Below are 15,897 nucleotides of genomic sequence, written 5' to 3'. Positions count from 1 at the left end.
TTGAAGAATGGCTCGTTACATTGGACCGAAATGCAAGTTGAGTCGCCGTGAAGGCGTGGACCTGGGCCTGAAGAGTGGGGTCCGTGCGCTGGAAACAAAGTGCAAGCTCGACAAGCCGCCGGGTCAGCACGGTGAACGCCGTACTCGCCTGTCGGACTACGCCGTGCAGCTGCGCGAGAAGCAGAAGCTTCGCCGCATCTACGGCGTGCTGGAAAAGCAGTTCCGCAACTATTACAAGAAGGCCGCTCAGCGCAAGGGCTCGACGGGTGAGAACCTGCTGAAGCTGCTGGAAGGTCGTCTGGATAACGTGGTGTACCGCATGGGCTTCGGCTCCACCCGCTCCGAAGCGCGCCAGCTGGTTGCGCATCGAGCGATCCAGGTGAACGGCCAGGTGGTCAACATCGCGGCCTACCAGGTGCAGCCGTCCGACGTGGTTACGGTCCGGGAGAAGGCGCGCAAGCAGGTGCGCATCCAGGACTCGATGACGCTGGCCGAGCAGACCGGGTTCCCGAGCTGGATCGAAGTGGACACCAGCAAGTTCGAGGGTACGTTCAAGGCGATCCCGGATCGTTCCGATCTGCCTGCGGACATCAACGAGTCGCTCGTCGTCGAGCTGTACTCGAAGTAATCGTTTTTCGGCCTGGCGCCAGGAGTCACAATGCAGTCGAACGAACTGGTCAAGAAACAGCAGATCGAGGTCGAGGCCGAGAATCGGAATCAGGCCAAGGTCGCCCTCGAGCCGCTGGAACGCGGCTTCGGCCACACCCTGGGCAATGCCCTGCGACGTGTGTTGCTGTCGTCCATCCCGGGTGCCGCCATTGTCGAGGCCCGGATTGAAGGCGTGCTGCACGAGTACACCACCATCGAAGGGGTACAGGAAGATGTTGTCGACATCCTGCTGAACCTGAAGGGTGTTGCGCTGCGGATGCACAGCCGCGACGAGTCCACGCTGACCCTGAGGAAGAAGGGTCCGAGCGTGGTGACGGCCGGCGACATTCAGGTCGACCATGATGTCGAGGTGGTGAACCCGGAACACGTGATCGCGACGATCACCAAGAACGTGGATCTGGACATCACTCTGACGGCTCGCGCGGGTCGCGGGTACGAACCCGTCAGCACGCGTCGGCAAGCCGAGGGTGGGGATGACACGGGTATTGGTCGACTGTTGCTGGACGCCAGCTTCAGCCCGATTCGCCGCGTGTCCTATCGCGTCGAAAGCGCGCGTCTGGCCCAGCGGACCGATATGGATCGCCTGGTGCTCGAGCTCGAAACCAATGGTGCGATCGCCCCGGATGACGCCGTGCGTCAAGCCGCGACGATCCTCCAGGGCCAGCTGGCGCCGTTCGTGGACTTGCAAGAAGAGTCGGCCGAAGTGGCGGGTGCCGTGGGTGGTGCGATCGACCCGGTGCTGCTGCGTCCGGTGGACGAGCTGGAACTGACGGTGCGTTCGGCCAACTGCCTGAAGGCCGAGAACCTGTACTACATTGGGGATCTCGTCCAGCGCACCGAGGTCGAGCTGCTGCGTGCGCCGAACCTCGGCAAGAAGTCGCTGACTGAAATCAAGGACACGCTGGCGACCCACGGGCTGTCGCTCGGCATGCGTCTCGAGAACTGGCCGCCGCCGGGTCTGCGCGACGACAACGAGTAATCACGGCGCCCCGCGCCCATCGTTTTTTAGAGGAAGCCTCTCATGCGTCATCGTCATTCCGGCCGTCAGCTTGGCCGCAACAGCTCGCACCGCAAGGCCACGTTTCAGGCCATGTCCGTGGCCCTGTTCCGGCACGAACTGATCAAGACCACGCTGCCCAAGGCGAAAGAGCTGCGTCGCGTCGCCGAACCGCTGATCACGCTGGCCAAGGAAGACAGCGTTCACGGCCGTCGGCTGGCGTTTGCCCGTCTTCGTGACAAGGAGATTGTGGGCAAGCTGTTCGCCGAACTGGGTCCGCGCTACCAGGCGCGGCCCGGTGGCTACCTGCGGATCCTGAAGTGCGGCAACCGCGCGGGTGATAATGCCCCGATGGCCTACGTTGAACTCGTGGATCGTCCGGAACTGGATGCCGGAGAAGGCGAAGCCGCCTGAGGGTCCGTCGCCAGAGGAAAGCGCGCTCGCAGGTTGAGCGCTCGGAAAGCCGGCCTTGGGCCGGCTTTCTTGCGTCTGGGTAACGGCGAATTTAGAAAGAGAGAGGGAAGCGCGGTCTGTGGGGACGGTGCGCAGGCGCGCAGCCCGTGGAGATGGAAAGGGCCGCGGGTCGTTAACCGTGGGCGGCGTGAGAAGAGCTTGCGGCGGGGAGCAGCGGTGCAAGGAACTGCCCGGTGTGGCTGTGGGCTGCGGCGGCCACCGCTTCGGGAGTGCCTGCCACGAGGAGTTCACCGCCGCCGCTACCGCCTTCCGGGCCGATATCGATCAGCCAGTCGGCGGTCTTGATGACGTCGAGGTTGTGCTCGATCACGACGATGGTATTGCCATGGTCGCGGAGGCGGTGGAGCACGCGCAGGAGCTGGGCGATATCCTCGAAATGGAGGCCGGTGGTCGGCTCGTCGAGGATGTAGAGCGTACGACCGGTATCGCGCTTGGAGAGCTCCCGGGCGAGCTTGATGCGCTGGGCCTCGCCACCGGAAAGGGTGGTGGCATTCTGCCCCAGCTGGATGTAGGACAGGCCCACCTCCATCAGCATCTCGAGCTTGCGGTGGATCACCGGTACCGGCTGGAAGAAGTCGAGGGCCTCTTCGACGGTCATCTCCAGGACTTCGTGGATATTCTTGCCCTTGTAGCGCACGTCCAGGGTCTCGCGGTTATAGCGATGGCCCTTGCAGACGTCGCAGGGGACGAAGACGTCCGGCAGGAAGTGCATTTCCACCTTGATCACGCCATCGCCCTGGCAGGCCTCGCAGCGCCCGCCACGGACGTTGAACGAGAAGCGCCCGGGCTTGTAGCCGCGAGAGCGGGCCTCGCCGGTTGCGGCAAACAGTTCGCGTATGGGCGTAAACAGGCCGGTATAGGTGGCCGGGTTGGAGCGCGGGGTGCGCCCGATCGGGCTCTGGTCGATGTCGACCACTTTGTCGATCAACTCCATCCCGTCGATGCGGTCGTGATCCTCGATGTGGTGGCGCCCGCCATGGAGGGCGGTGGCGACGGCCGGGTACAGGGTGTTGTTGACCAGGGTGGACTTGCCGGAGCCCGAGACCCCGGTCACGCAGGTGAACAGCCCGGTGGGGAAGGCGAAATCACCGCCCTTCAGGTTGTTGCCACGCGCGCCGATTACGCGGATCTCGCGCTCCGCGTCGGGCTGCGTCCGCTGGTCCGGCACCGGGATGCAGCGGGTGCCGCGCAGGTATGCGCCGGTGAGGGAATCGGGATGATTCGCGACCGCCTCCGGGGTGCCCGACGCCACAATGCGGCCGCCGTGGCGACCCGCGCCGGGCCCGATATCCACGACATAATCGGCTTGTCGGATGGCATCCTCGTCATGCTCCACCACGATGACCGTGTTGCCGAGGTCGCGCAGGTGGCTCAGGGTCTTCAGCAGGCGTGCGTTGTCGCGCTGGTGCAGCCCGATTGATGGCTCGTCGAGGATGTACATCACCCCGACCAGGGCCGAGCCGATCTGCGAGGCCAGGCGGATACGCTGGGCCTCGCCGCCGGAAAGCGTGTCGGCGGAGCGGTCCAGGGTCAGGTAGTCGAGGCCGACATCGTTGAGGAACCCCAGGCGCGCGGAGATCTCGCGCACGATCTTCTCGGCGATCTGGGCGAAGCGTCCCGGCAGGCGGAGGTCGTCGAAAAAGGCCTGCGCGTTGGCCACGCTCATGTGCGTGACCTCGGGCAGGGTCATGTCGCTGACAAAGACGTTGCGTGCGGCCGAGTTGAGGCGCGTGCCGTGGCAGTCGGGGCAGGGCTGTTCCGCCTGGTAGCGGCCCAGTTCCTCGCGCACTGCCGCGGAGTCGGTCTCGCGGTAGCGCCGCTCCAGGTTCGGGATCACACCCTCGAACACGCGTTCGTCGGTGCGCAGTTGGCCGTTGGCGGCCGGGGTCGACAGCTTGACCTTCTCCGTGCCCGAACCATGCAGGACCACCGCACGGACCTCGGCCGGCAATTCCTGCCAAGGGGCCTCCACGTCGAAGTCGTAATGCCGGGCGAGACTGGTCAGCAGGCTGAAGTACCAGGCGTTGCGCCGATCCCAGCCCCGTACGGCCCCGCCACCGAGGCTTAGCTCGGGCTGCGACACGACCCGTTCGGGGTCGAAGAACTGGTGCACACCGAGGCCGTCGCAGGTGGGGCAGGCGCCTGCCGGGTTGTTGAACGAGAACAGCCGGGGCTCCAGCTCGCGCAGGGCATAGCCGCAAATCGGACAGGCGTAGCGCGCCGAGAAGATCATCGGCTCGCGTTCCGGCTCGTCCATCCACGCGATCAGCGCCAGGCCATCGGCCAGTTCGGTGGCGGTTTCGAAGGACTCGGCCAGGCGCTGGCGCAGGTCCTCGCGCACGCGGAAGCGGTCGATCACGATCTCGATGTTGTGTTTGCGCTTGGGGTCCAGCGCCGGCAAGGCGTCGAGGTCGTGGATCTCGCCATTGATACGCGCGCGCAGGTAGCCCTGGGAGCGCATGGCCTCGAGCATCTTGTGGTGTTCGCCCTTGCGGCCGCGGACCACCGGCGACAACAGCATGACCTTGTCGCCCTCTGGCAGATCGAGTACCTGGTCGACCATCTGCGAGATGGTCTGGGCGGCCAGGGTCTCGCCGTGTTCCGGGCAGCGCGGCTCGCCGGCGCGCGCGAACAGCAGGCGCAGGTAGTCGTAGATCTCGGTGATGGTCCCGACGGTGGACCGCGGGTTGTGCGAGGTACTCTTCTGCTCGATGGAGATCGCCGGCGACAGACCCTCGATTTGGTCGACGTCGGGCTTTTCCATCATCGACAGGAACTGCCGGGCGTAGGTCGACAGGCTCTCCACGTAGCGGCGCTGGCCCTCGGCGAACAGGGTGTCGAAGGCCAGCGAGGATTTGCCCGAACCGGAAACGCCGGTAATCACGATCAGCCGTTCGCGCGGCAGGTCGAGGTCCACGTTCTTCAGGTTATGGGTGCGGGCGCCGCGAATGCTGATGCTGTCCATGGGGCTGGATCGACTCCACTGGGTTACGTCGCGCGGCGCGCAAGCGAAAACACGGATCAGTGTTTTCATTGGGGCGCCGCAAACCATCCATGGTAACACCCGGGCCGCGCTCGCCATGGTTTCCCCGGCGCGCTTGCCGGTAAACTCCCCGGACATGAAGAGCTCTTCTTGCCCGCGTCGGTCCCGGACGCCATGAATCCCCGCGAGCTGCGCGCCACCACTGGGCTGGCGGCGATTTATGGCGTGCGCATGGCCGGCCTGTTCATGGTCCTGCCGGTGTTCATGCTGCATGCCGACCGTATCCCCGGCGCAACCCCGCTGCTGATGGGCCTGGCGCTCGGGATCTACGGACTCACCCAGGCCGTGCTGCAAATCCCGTTCGGGCTTCTGTCGGACCGGGTGGGGCGCAAGCCGCTGATCCTCGCCGGGCTGTTGCTGTTCGTTGCTGGCAGTGTGCTGGCCGCGGTCGCCGAGACCATCCACGGCATCATCCTCGGGCGTGCCCTGCAGGGGGCGGGTGCGGTGGCAGCGGTGATCCTGGCCCTGACAGCGGACCTGGTCGGCGAGGAACGGCGCATGCGGGCGCTCGCCGTGATCGGGCTGACCATCGGCCTGACCTTCACCGCAGCGATGGCCCTGGGCCCGGTGGTGGACCAGGCGGCGGGATTGTCCGGGATCTTCGGCCTGTCGGCATTGCTCGGGCTGGTTGCGATCGTGATCCTGTTCCTTTGGGTGCCAACCCCGGCACGGGCGCGGGCACACCCGGACATGGTGCCGGTCTGGTCGGCACTGCCCCGCGTGCTGCGCGCCCCGGATCTGTTGCGCCTGAACCTCGGCATCTTCGTGCTGCACCTGGTCCTGGCCGCGAACTTTCTGGTTATCCCGGTGCTGCTGGTGGAGACGCTCGGGCTAGCGGGTGCCAGCCACTGGAAGTTCTATGTGCCGGTGCTGCTGGCGGGGTTCGCGCTGATGCTCCCGGGGATCATCTTCGGCGAGCGCCGCCGGCGCGTGCACAGCGTGCTGCGCGGGGCGATCGCCCTGCTGGCCGGGGTGCAGATCCTGCTGGCCCTGCTGGTGCTGGACGGCGGCGGTCTGTGGACGCTGGCGGCGCTGATGGTCCTGTTCTTTGCCGCCTTCAACCTGCTTGAGGCGGGACTGCCGTCGCTGGTTGCGCGCGTGGCGCCGGTCGCCCACAAGGGCACGGCGATGGGCGGCTTTGCCACCGCGCAGTTCCTTGGGATCTTCGCCGGCGGCGTGCTGGGAGGTGTCCTGCTGACACTGGTCGGGCCGGTCGGGGTGTTCCTTGCTGGGGTGCCGTTGCTGCTGGCCTGGTGGTGGATCGCCCGCGGGATGCATCCGCGCTACCGGTCGAACCGGGTGGTCGCGGTACCCGATCACTGGTCCGGTCGTGACGCGGAACTGCTGCGGGCGCTTGCCGCATGGCCCGGCGTGCACGAGGCGGACCTGTCACCGGATGCCGGTTCCTTGTACCTGAAGGTGGAGCCAGGAGGCCCGGACACCCCCGAGCTGACAGCCTGGTTGGCGCGTAAGCCAGGCGCGTAGAACGCGCGCAATGCCTCCCCGGCTGGCCGCGCGAATCTGTCCACATCCCGGACCGGTGCACTGTCGCGGCCGGGGTGGGCTGCTACACTACCGAATCTGTTTCTCCATGCTGGACACAAGGAGGCCCCATGGCCCGCGGCGTCAACAAAGTCATCCTGCTCGGCAACCTCGGGGCCGACCCGGAAAAGCGCGAGACCCCGAACGGGGTTACCGTCACCAATCTGCGTCTGGCGACGTCGGAGCAGTGGACCGACAAGAACTCCGGCGAGAAGCGCGAGAACACCGAATGGCACCGGGTGGTGATGTTCGGGCGCCTGGCGGATATCGCCGCGCAGTACCTGTCCAAGGGCTCGCAGGTCTATGTCGAAGGCAAGATCCAGACCCGCAAATGGCAGGACCAATCCGGTAATGATCGTTACAGCACCGAGGTCGTGGCCAACGAGATGCAGCTGATCGGCGGTCGCGGTGGCAGTGGCGGCGGTGGTGGCGGTTTCGACCAGGACCCGGGTTATGGCGGCGGCAATGCCTACGGCGGCGGTGGCCAGCAAGGCGGCAACCGCAGCAACGCGCCGGCCTCCGGCGGCGGCTTCGATGACGACGACGTCCCGTTTTAACGTCCATATAAGCCACTGTTCACCCACTAGCGAAGTACCGAGAGCATGATCCGCAAGGTCTACATCCAGACGCACGGCTGTCAGATGAACGAGTACGACTCCGATCGCATGCTCGACGCACTGCGTGAGCTGCACGGGGCGGAGCGTACCGATGATCCGGAGCAGGCCGACCTGCTGCTGATGAACACCTGCTCCATTCGCGAGAAGGCGCAGGAGAAGGTCTTCTCGCTACTGGGGCGCTGGCGGCAGATCAAGGAACGCCGGCCGGAGGTGATCATCGGTGTGGGCGGTTGTGTTGCCAGTCAGGAGGGCGATGCCCTGCGCGCCCGGGCCCCGTACGTGGATCTGGTGTTCGGCCCGCAGACCCTGCATCGCCTGCCGGCCATGATCCAGTCGGTGCGCCGTGAGCGCGCCCCGGTGGTGGATATCTCCTTCCCCGAGATCGAGAAATTCGACCGCCTGCCGGAGCCGAAGGCCGACGGTCCGAGTGCGTTCGTCTCGGTGATGGAAGGCTGCTCCAAGTACTGCAGCTTCTGCGTGGTGCCCTACACGCGCGGCGACGAGATCAGCCGCCCGTTCGACGACGTGATTGCCGAGGTGGTCGCGCTGGCCGCGCAGGGGGTCAGGGAGATCAACCTGCTGGGGCAGAACGTGAATGCCTACCGCGGGCCAATGGATGACGGCGACACTGCGGACCTGGCCCTGCTGATCCACTATGTTGCGGCGGTCGACGGGATCGAGCGCATCCGCTTCACTACCTCGCACCCGGTGGAGTTTTCCGATTCGCTGATCCAGGCCTTTGCCGACGAACCGAAGCTGGTCAGTCACCTGCACCTGCCGGTGCAAAGCGGCTCCGACCGCATCCTGGCGCAGATGAAACGCGGCCACACGATCCTGGAATACAAGTCCAAGATCCGCCGCCTGCGCGAGGCGCGCCCGGACCTGGATCTCTCCTCGGACTTCATCGTCGGCTTCCCCGGCGAGACCGACGCCGACCACGCCGCGACGATGAAGCTGATCGAGGAGCTGCATTTTGATTTCTCCTTCAGCTTTATCTACAGCGCGCGTCCGGGCACCCCGGCCGCATCGCTGCCGGATGACGTGCCGATGGCGACCAAGAAGGCCCGTCTGGCCGAGTTGCAGGCCCTGATCGAGCAGAACGGCCGCGCGCGAAACGAGTCCATGGTGGGCAACATCGAGCCGGTACTGGTAGAAGGTCCGGCCAAGCGCAACCCCGGCGAACTGGCCGCGCGCACGGCGAACAACCGCATCGTCAACTTCGCCGGGGACCCCGGCCTGATCGGGCAGTTGATCCCGGTCGAGATTACCGAGGCCCTGGCACATTCCCTGCGCGGGCGCACGGTGGAGCGGACAATGCCCGCCGCCGTCGGCGCCTAGGGAAACCGACTCATGGCCAATCGTCTGGATTTCACCCTGGAGCCTGGTGACCAGGAGACGCTCGCGCGGATCTCCGGGCCGCTGGATGCCCACCTGCGCCTGATCGAGTCGCGCCTGGGCGTGGCCGTGCACAATCGCGGGCCGCGCTTCAATCTCACCGGGCCGGGCGGTGCTGTGAAGGCGGCCGGGGCCTTGATCCACGACCTGCACCGGATGGCGCAGGAAGAACCGGTCAGCCTGGAGCAGGTGCATACTGCGTTGCAGACCGCCCATGTTGAGGGGTTGGCGGAGCCCGAGGGCACGGGCGACGATCCCACGTTGCGCCTCAAACGCGCGGTGATCCGGGGTCGCGGCCCGCGTCAGGCGAAATACCTGTCCGCGATCGCGCGGCACGATCTCAGTTTTGGCATCGGCCCGGCCGGGACCGGCAAGACCTACCTTGCGGTGGCCGCCGCGGTCGCCGCACTGGAGCAGGACCGCGTGCAGCGCCTGGTGCTCGTGCGTCCGGCGGTGGAGGCCGGCGAGCGCCTGGGCTTTTTGCCCGGCGATCTGGCGCAGAAGATCGACCCTTACCTGCGGCCGATGTACGACGCCCTGTACGAACTGATGGGCTTCGATCAGACCGCACGCTTGATGGAACGCCAGGTGATCGAAGTCGCGCCGCTGGCCTACATGCGCGGGCGCACCCTGAACGAGGCCTTCATCATCCTCGACGAGGCGCAGAACACCACCCTCGAGCAGATGAAGATGTTCCTGACCCGCATCGGCTTCGGCTCCACTGCGGTGGTCAACGGCGACATCACCCAGGTGGACCTGCCGCGGGGGCAGGGATCGGGCCTCAAGCACGCGATGCAGATCCTGCAGGGCGTGGAGGGGGTGCATATCACCCGTTTCCAGGCCGGTGACGTGGTGCGACACCCGCTGGTGCAGCGCATCGTCGAGGCCTACGAGGCCCACGACCATGCGTCTGGCAAGCCGGCTGGGGAGTCGGAGCCCGGTTCCGGGCGGAGTGCCGATGGCGCTTGAAATCGCGGTGCAATACGCTGTTCCGCGTGCCGGTCTGCCCGGCCCCACCACCTTGCACCGGGCGGCCCGCGCCGCCTGGCGCGGGGCGGGCGCGGCCACAGTCACTCTGCGCCTGGTGGAGGCCGAGGAGGGCCAGTCGCTGAATCACACCTTCCGGGGACGCGACTACGCGACCAATGTGCTGTCATTCCCGGCGCCGGCGCTGCCGCCGGGCTTGCCCCCCGAGGCGAGCGCCTATCTCGGTGATATCGTCCTGTGCGTGCCGGTGCTGGCGCGCGAGGCGGCGGAACAGGGCAAGACGCTGGCGGCCCATTACCACCACATGGTGGTGCACGGGATGTTGCACCTGCAGGGCATGGATCACCAGACGCCGGACGAGGCCGCGCGGATGGAGGCAATTGAGTCCTCGATCCTGGCCGGGTTAGGCTATCCCAACCCCTACGATGCCGACCCTCCGGCCCGCGTCCTGTCGCCGCATCCTGCCGGAACCGCCCCCGATGCCTGAACCCGAACCCGACGAACAACCGATCTGGCGGCGCTGGCTGATCCGCGCCGGCGAGATCCTGCGCCCGCGCCGCGAGCCGGCGACCCGACACGAGCTGATCGAGTGCCTGCGCGGTGCCCACGCCCGCGAGCTGGTCGATCCCGAGGCCCTGACCATGCTGGAGGGGGTGCTCAACGTCGCCGACATGCAGGTGCGCGACATCATGATCCCGCGCGCGCAGATGGAAGTGGTGCGCCGCGACGCCGGGCTCTCCGAGTTCCTCCCGGACGTGGTCGCTTCCGCGCATTCGCGCCTGCCGGTGGTGGGGGATCACCGCGACGAGGTGGTCGGCGTCCTGCTCGCCAAGGACCTGCTGCGCTTCTTTGGCGAGCCGGACGATGCCGCCTTCGATATGCAGGAGATCCTGCGCCCGGCGGTGTTCGTGCCGGAGAGCAAGCGGCTGAACGTGTTGCTGAAGGAATTTCGCCTGAGCCGCAACCACATGGCGATCGTGGTGGACGAGTATGGCGGCGTGGCCGGCCTGGTGACCATCGAGGACGTTCTGGAGCAGATCGTTGGCGAGATCGAGGACGAGCACGATGTCGAGGACTACCTGACCCAGATCATGCAGCACCCCGGCGGGCGTTACACCATCAAGGCGCTGACCCCGATGGAGGAGTTCAACGCCTACTTCCAGACCGCCTACAGCGAGGACGACTTCGACACCATCGGGGGCCTGGTGCTGTCGCATTTCGGGCATGTCCCGCGCCGTGGCGAACAGATCGTCGTGGATGGCATGCAGTTCCGCGTCCTGCGCGCCGACAATCGGCGCCTGCACCTGCTGGAGATGCGCCTGCCGGAGCCGGACATGCAGGCTGCCACCGGTGAAGGCTCGCAGCCGTTCGATGGTCCGGCCCGGGAGCCGGACGACCGCCACATCCCCTGATCGGCATGCAGACCCTTGTCGAACGCCTGCCGCCCTGGGCCTCCGGGCTCGTTGCCCTGCTGGCCGGGGCGGGTGCAACCCTGGCCTTTGCCCCGGTTGGCTGGTTCCTGGCCGCCCCGTTGGCCCTGGCCGTGTGGTTCGCCCTGTTGCCGGGTGCCCGACCGCGCCGAGCCGCGTGGACGGGCTATGCCTTCGGCCTCGGATTCTTCGGGATGGGGGTGAGCTGGATCTTCAATAGCCTGTTGGTGTTCGGGCAGGCGCCGCTGGTGGTCGCCTCGCTGATTACCGTGCTATTCGTACTGGCCCTGGCGGGCTATCCGGCGTTGCTGGCCGGGTTGGCGGCGCGCTTCCTGCCACTGGGGCGTCCGGCCGGGTTGCTGGCGCTGGCCGGTGGCCTGGTGCTGATGGAGCTGGCGCGTTCCTGGCTGTTCTCCGGCTTTCCCTGGCTGCTGTTCGGCCACACCGTGCTCGACACGCCGCTGCAGCCCTGGCTGCCACTGGTCGGCGAGCTGGGGGCGGGGCTGGTGGTAGCCCTGCTGGCCGTGGCGCTGGTCCTGGTGTTTCTGACCCGGCAGCGCTGGCTGGGCGCGGGCCTGGTGGGGGCCCTGGTGATCGCCTCGTTGTCGCTGGGGCTCGCGCGCTGGGTGGAGCCGGGCGGCGAGACGATCTCGGTGGCCATGGTCCAGGGCAACATCGATCAGGCGCGCAAGTGGGATGCCGATGGCATCGAGTATTCGCTGGGGGTCTACGAGGAACTGACCCGCGAGGCGGGTGAGGTGGACCTGGTGGTCTGGCCGGAGACCGCGATCCCCGCGTTCTATGTCGAGGTCCAGCAGCCACTCGGGCAGCTCGCCCAGTCGCTGGCGGAGCATGACAGCGAACTGGTGACTGGGGTCTTCGACCATGCTTCGGCCGGACGCCATGTGTACAACTCGGTGGTCAACGTGACCACCGGGGCCGGCTACAACAAGCGCCAGCTGGTCCCCTTCGGCGAGTACATCCCGTTGCGCGGCCAGCTCGACTGGCTGGACCGGTTGCTGGCGATCCCGATGTCCGACCTTTCCCCGGGCACCGGCGACGGGCGCATGCGGGTGGCCGGTCAGACCGCCGGGGTCAGCATCTGCTACGAAGCGGCATATTCGCGCCACATCCGCGCCGCGCTGCCAGAGGCCGGGTTCCTGGTCAACGTCTCCAACGACGCCTGGTTTGGCGACAGCCTCGCCCCGGCCCAGCATCTGCAGATTGCCCGGGTACGGGCGGTGGAGACCGGGCGCCCGATGATCCGGGCAACCAATACCGGCATCTCGGCCCTGATTGATGCCGATGGCCGGATACTCGAGCGTTCGGGAATCTTCACCCGCGAGGTAGTCACGGGCACGCTGCAGCCTCGCCACGGCGTGACGCCGGCAACCGCCACCGGGGCGGGGCCGGCCGTGCTGGCCGCGCTGGTGCTGGTGGTTGCCGGTGCCGCGGTCGGCCGTCGCCGCCGACGCTGACGGGTTATTCGGCCTCGGTCCCGCCGGGGCCGCGACGGAACGTCGTGTTGTGGCAGTTGGAGCACGGCGGGATGCGGCCGACCTTCGTCATGTGCACGGGATGGCCGCATTGCTTGCAGAGCAATTCGCCGGGGCCGGTGATCTCGCCGGTGTGCCACTCGCCCATTACCTGGGCGCGCGCCGTCAGTTCGGTGATCTCGACCCGGGTGCGGTCGGCGATGCGTTCCAGGGCGTTCTTGATGCTGGCCTCGATCAGACCCAGATCGATCTGCAGCCAGCCACGCCAGTCGGAGCTGCGGTTGTCGAGGTAGGCGCCCAGATCCTGCAGGTCGCGGCGCAGGTAGTCCATCACCTCGTGAGCCTCTTCGCGGGTCAGGTCACTGGCCTTCTGCACGCGGTCGCGGGCGTTCTCCAGAGCCTCGGTGATCGCCTTGCTGGTCTTGTCCTCCAGCTTTTCGAGATCCTCGGTGACCTCGTTCAGCATGCGGTGGTACGCATCGCTCAACCGGTGCTCGCGTTCCTGGTCGTGTTCCGGGGCCGTATCCCTGGGTTTGTCGCTCATGCGCTGCTCCTCGCTGATCGATATGTTGCTGTGTGTCCCGCTCGGGGACGTTTCGGATGGTCAATGCGTCCAAGGTAGCACGATGGCCGGGCCGCACTAGCGTCACGGGAGCGGGTTTCGTTGGTTACCGGCAATCAGGGGGTGCATATTGAGCTGCATCTCCCGCAAGGTAGGGGCTAACAACAGTGGAGACGGATATGACGCGACCCGCATCCCTGACCGCGGAGCAGGTCTACCAGCGGTGCCCGCCAGAGCATCTGGATTTCGAGACCACCGAGACGCTGGAGGCGCTCGAGTTGCCCTGTGGCCAGGAACGCGTGCTGCGTGCGCTCGAATTCGGTGCGTCGATGCGTGGCAATGGTTTCAACCTGTTCGTGCTGGGGCCGGCAGGCAGCGGGCGGCACGACCTGGTGCGACGCTTTCTGGAGCGCCGCGCGGCCGACGAGTCTGCCCCGCCGGACTGGGGCTACGTGTTCAACTTTCAGCAGCCGGAGTGTCCGCGGGCCGTTCGTCTAGCGGCCGGCGAGGGCCGGACCCTTCAGGCGGACCTGGACCGTCTGATCGAAGACCTGCATGCCAGTATCCCGGCCGCGTTCGAGAGCGAGGAATACCAGCGGCGCCTGCAGGAGCTGAAGGATGGGTCTGAAGAGGCCCAGACCGAGGGTGCGCGCAAGGTGCAGGAAGAGGCCGAGGCGCACGACATTGCCCTGATCAGCGCGCCACACACCTTCTCGTTCGCGCCGATGCGCGATGGGGAGATCCTCAAGCCGGAGGAATACGACGCACTGTCCGAGGAGGAACGCGGGCGCATCGACGAGAAGGTCGAGGAGCTGCAGGAGAAGTTGCAGCAGGTCATGCACCAGGTGCCTCGCCTGCGCAAGGAGCTGCAGGAGAAGATTCGGGCCCTGAATGCGGAGATGCTGCAATGGGCCCTGGGCGGCCCGATCCACGAGCTGAAGGAGAAATGGTCACACCGGCCGGCGGTGGTCGAGCATCTGGAGGCGATCCTCGACGAGGTGGTGAGACACGCGGAGGCGTTTCGCGGCGGCCGTAGCCATGCCCCGCCCGAGGGGCTGCTGGAACGGTTTCGCATCAACCTGCTGGTGGATCACGCGGACACGCGGGGCGCCCCGGTGATCTACGAGGACCTGCCGAATCATCAGCACTTGACCGGCCTGATCGAGCACCAGGTGCACGAGGGGGCCCTGGTTACCGATTTCTCGCTGGTGCGCGCCGGGGCCCTGCACCGGGCCAGTGGCGGTTACCTGATCGTGGATGCCCGGCGTGTGCTGACGCAGCCGCTGGCCTGGGAGAGCCTCAAACGGGTCCTGTTTTCCGGCGAGATCCGCATCGAGTCCCTGGAGCGCCTGTTCGGGCTGGTGAGTGCGGTGGGGCTGGAGCCGGATCCCATTCCGGTGGCCCCGAAGGTGGTGCTGATCGGTGATCGCCTGTTGTACTACCTGCTGTCCGCGTTCGATCCGGACTTCCTTGAGTTGTTCAAGGTCGAGGCCGACTTCGAGGACGACTTGGACCGCAGCGACGCCAGTCATGTGCTGTATGCGCGCATGCTGGCCACGATGGCGCGGCGTGTCGAACTACGGCCGCTGAACCGCGAGGCGGTGGCGCGCGTGATCGAGCATGCCAGCCGTCTGGCCGGCGACCAGTGCAAGCTGTCGGCCCACGATCGCACCCTGCGCGACCTGCTGCTGGAGGCCGATCACTGGGCGAGGGAGGCCGGCGCGGACGTCGTCGGCGCCGGGCATGTCGAACAGGCCATCCGGGAACGCCAGGAGCGCGGTGCGCGGCTACAGCGCCGCAGCCTGGAGCAGATCCGTCGCGGGGTGGTGCTGATCGCCACCAGTGGGGCGCAGATTGCCCAGGTCAACGGGCTGTCGCTGCTGCAGCTGGGCGACGCGATGTTCGGGCGGCCAATCCGGATCACCGCGACCGCGCGCTCGGGCAAGGGCCATGTGGTCGACATCGAACGCGAGGCCAAGCTGGGTGGCCCGGTGCACAGCAAGGCGGTGATGATCCTGTCCCGGTTCATCGCCAGCCACTATGCCGAGGACGCCGAGCTCTCGCTGTCCGCCAGCCTGGCCTTCGAGCAGTCGTATGGCGACATCGAGGGGGATTCCGCCTCGGTGGCCGAGACCTGCGCGTTGTTGTCGGCGATCGCGCGGATCCCGTTGCACCAGTCGCTGGCGGTTACCGGCTCGCTCAACCAGCATGGCGAGGTCCAGGCCGTGGGTGGGGTCAACGAGAAGATCGAGGGCTTCTTCGACGTCTGTCGCGAGGCCGGCGAACTGGATGGTCACGGTGTGCTGTTGCCGGGGAGTAATGTCGAGAACCTGATGCTGCGCCACGACGTCCGCGAGGCGATCGCGGAGGGACGATTCCATGTCTACCCCGTAGCCACGGTGGACGAGGCCATCGAGCTCCTGACCGGGATGACGGCGGGTGAACGCGGCGCGTGGGGGGGGTTCCCGGCGGGCAGCTTCAACCGCGTGGTCGCCGATCGCCTGGCGGCGTTTGCGCGTTTGAGCCATCGGCGCGGGTCCCGCGATGACGATGCGGAAGCCACGCCGGGCGGCCCCTCCGGGGAGGATGCCTGAGGGGGCATCAATTGGTGTCCCCCGGGGCTTCCGTTCGCCGACCCGAGATGGAGCGCGAGGTGGACTGGCATGGGCCCGACGCGGGGTCGGA

Annotated in this window: 13 protein-coding genes; 11 read left to right on the top strand and 2 right to left on the bottom strand. The window is 66.9% G+C overall.

What is annotated here, in order from left to right; genetic code table 11:
• Nucleotides 1–7: 7 nt before the first annotated feature.
• Genes rpsD through rplQ form a run of 3 tightly spaced genes read left to right on the top strand, consistent with a single transcriptional unit; the run spans nucleotide 8 to nucleotide 2,080 of the window.
• Entirely contained in the window at nucleotides 8–628 is a 621-nt protein-coding gene (gene rpsD, locus G333_RS0101005) for a 30S ribosomal protein S4 (RefSeq protein WP_018146440.1), read from the top strand.
• Between the two features lie 30 nt (nucleotides 629–658).
• A complete protein-coding gene (gene rpoA, locus G333_RS0101000; protein WP_018168204.1) occupies nucleotides 659–1,648 on the top strand; it encodes a DNA-directed RNA polymerase subunit alpha in 990 nt (329 codons plus the stop codon).
• 42 nt (nucleotides 1,649–1,690) lie between these two features.
• Nucleotides 1,691–2,080 (top strand): 50S ribosomal protein L17, encoded by a 390-nt coding sequence (gene rplQ, locus G333_RS0100995; protein WP_018146438.1) that lies wholly within the window; start codon nucleotides 1,691–1,693, stop codon nucleotides 2,078–2,080.
• Between the two features lie 172 nt (nucleotides 2,081–2,252).
• Here the strand turns inward: rplQ and uvrA are convergent, their stop codons facing one another.
• On the bottom strand, nucleotides 2,253–5,105 hold the full coding sequence (gene uvrA, locus G333_RS0100990) for an excinuclease ABC subunit UvrA (RefSeq protein ID WP_019627436.1): 2,853 nt from the start codon (nucleotides 5,103–5,105) through the stop codon (nucleotides 2,253–2,255).
• A gap of 192 nt (nucleotides 5,106–5,297) precedes the next feature.
• Between uvrA and G333_RS0100985 the strand changes: the two genes are divergently transcribed.
• The 7 genes from G333_RS0100985 (at nucleotide 5,298) to lnt (ending at nucleotide 12,632) form a co-directional block, all read left to right on the top strand.
• Nucleotides 5,298–6,668, top strand: coding sequence for an MFS transporter (locus tag G333_RS0100985; RefSeq protein WP_018168202.1), 1,371 nt, complete (start codon nucleotides 5,298–5,300; stop codon nucleotides 6,666–6,668).
• A 128-nt stretch (nucleotides 6,669–6,796) separates the two neighbouring features.
• Entirely contained in the window at nucleotides 6,797–7,282 is a 486-nt protein-coding gene (gene ssb / locus G333_RS0100980) for a single-stranded DNA-binding protein (RefSeq protein ID WP_018146435.1), read from the top strand.
• 45 nt (nucleotides 7,283–7,327) lie between these two features.
• Nucleotides 7,328–8,680 (top strand): tRNA (N6-isopentenyl adenosine(37)-C2)-methylthiotransferase MiaB, encoded by a 1,353-nt coding sequence (miaB, locus tag G333_RS14175; RefSeq protein ID WP_018168201.1) that lies wholly within the window; start codon nucleotides 7,328–7,330, stop codon nucleotides 8,678–8,680.
• Nucleotides 8,681–8,692: 12 nt separating this feature from the next.
• The gene (locus G333_RS0100970) at nucleotides 8,693–9,706 is read left to right on the top strand and encodes a PhoH family protein (RefSeq protein WP_019563619.1); all 1,014 of its coding nucleotides are present in this window, start codon (nucleotides 8,693–8,695) and stop codon (nucleotides 9,704–9,706) included.
• A complete protein-coding gene (ybeY, locus tag G333_RS0100965) occupies nucleotides 9,696–10,211 on the top strand; it encodes an rRNA maturation RNase YbeY (protein ID WP_018952077.1) in 516 nt (171 codons plus the stop codon). Before G333_RS0100970 ends, ybeY begins: the two co-directional genes overlap by 11 nt.
• Nucleotides 10,204–11,136 (top strand): HlyC/CorC family transporter, encoded by a 933-nt coding sequence (locus G333_RS0100960; protein ID WP_018176983.1) that lies wholly within the window; start codon nucleotides 10,204–10,206, stop codon nucleotides 11,134–11,136. The genes ybeY and G333_RS0100960 overlap by 8 nt, the downstream gene beginning before the upstream one ends.
• A gap of 5 nt (nucleotides 11,137–11,141) precedes the next feature.
• Nucleotides 11,142–12,632 (top strand): apolipoprotein N-acyltransferase, encoded by a 1,491-nt coding sequence (lnt, locus tag G333_RS0100955; protein ID WP_018168197.1) that lies wholly within the window; start codon nucleotides 11,142–11,144, stop codon nucleotides 12,630–12,632.
• Nucleotides 12,633–12,636: 4 nt separating this feature from the next.
• Here the strand turns inward: lnt and G333_RS0100950 are convergent, their stop codons facing one another.
• Nucleotides 12,637–13,194 (bottom strand): zinc ribbon-containing protein, encoded by a 558-nt coding sequence (locus G333_RS0100950; RefSeq protein ID WP_018938778.1) that lies wholly within the window; start codon nucleotides 13,192–13,194, stop codon nucleotides 12,637–12,639.
• A gap of 197 nt (nucleotides 13,195–13,391) precedes the next feature.
• Here G333_RS0100950 and G333_RS0100945 point away from each other — a divergent pair, with 197 nt between their 5' ends.
• Nucleotides 13,392–15,806, top strand: coding sequence for a Lon protease family protein (locus G333_RS0100945; protein WP_019627435.1), 2,415 nt, complete (start codon nucleotides 13,392–13,394; stop codon nucleotides 15,804–15,806).
• Nucleotides 15,807–15,897: the final 91 nt, after the last annotated feature.

The sequence above is a fragment of the Thioalkalivibrio sp. AKL10 genome, assembly GCF_000381845.1.
Lineage (GTDB): Bacteria > Pseudomonadota > Gammaproteobacteria > Ectothiorhodospirales > Ectothiorhodospiraceae > Thioalkalivibrio > Thioalkalivibrio versutus.
The sequence above is the reverse complement of the archived record's forward strand: the minus strand, read 5'-3'. Positions and strand labels throughout refer to the sequence as shown.

What these genes read in the sequence shown, in the direction of transcription:
- rpsD (WP_018146440.1), top strand. Translation starts at nt 8, where the DNA reads ATGGCTCGTTACATTGGACCGAAATGCAAGTTGAGTCGCCGTGAAGGC.
- rpoA (WP_018168204.1), top strand. Translation starts at nt 659, where the DNA reads ATGCAGTCGAACGAACTGGTCAAGAAACAGCAGATCGAGGTCGAGGCC.
- rplQ (WP_018146438.1), top strand. Translation starts at nt 1,691, where the DNA reads ATGCGTCATCGTCATTCCGGCCGTCAGCTTGGCCGCAACAGCTCGCAC.
- uvrA (WP_019627436.1), bottom strand. Translation starts at nt 5,105, where the DNA reads ATGGACAGCATCAGCATTCGCGGCGCCCGCACCCATAACCTGAAGAAC.
- G333_RS0100985 (WP_018168202.1), top strand. Translation starts at nt 5,298, where the DNA reads ATGAATCCCCGCGAGCTGCGCGCCACCACTGGGCTGGCGGCGATTTAT.
- ssb (WP_018146435.1), top strand. Translation starts at nt 6,797, where the DNA reads ATGGCCCGCGGCGTCAACAAAGTCATCCTGCTCGGCAACCTCGGGGCC.
- miaB (WP_018168201.1), top strand. Translation starts at nt 7,328, where the DNA reads ATGATCCGCAAGGTCTACATCCAGACGCACGGCTGTCAGATGAACGAG.
- G333_RS0100970 (WP_019563619.1), top strand. Translation starts at nt 8,693, where the DNA reads ATGGCCAATCGTCTGGATTTCACCCTGGAGCCTGGTGACCAGGAGACG.
- ybeY (WP_018952077.1), top strand. Translation starts at nt 9,696, where the DNA reads ATGGCGCTTGAAATCGCGGTGCAATACGCTGTTCCGCGTGCCGGTCTG.
- G333_RS0100960 (WP_018176983.1), top strand. Translation starts at nt 10,204, where the DNA reads ATGCCTGAACCCGAACCCGACGAACAACCGATCTGGCGGCGCTGGCTG.
- lnt (WP_018168197.1), top strand. Translation starts at nt 11,142, where the DNA reads ATGCAGACCCTTGTCGAACGCCTGCCGCCCTGGGCCTCCGGGCTCGTT.
- G333_RS0100950 (WP_018938778.1), bottom strand. Translation starts at nt 13,194, where the DNA reads ATGAGCGACAAACCCAGGGATACGGCCCCGGAACACGACCAGGAACGC.
- G333_RS0100945 (WP_019627435.1), top strand. Translation starts at nt 13,392, where the DNA reads ATGACGCGACCCGCATCCCTGACCGCGGAGCAGGTCTACCAGCGGTGC.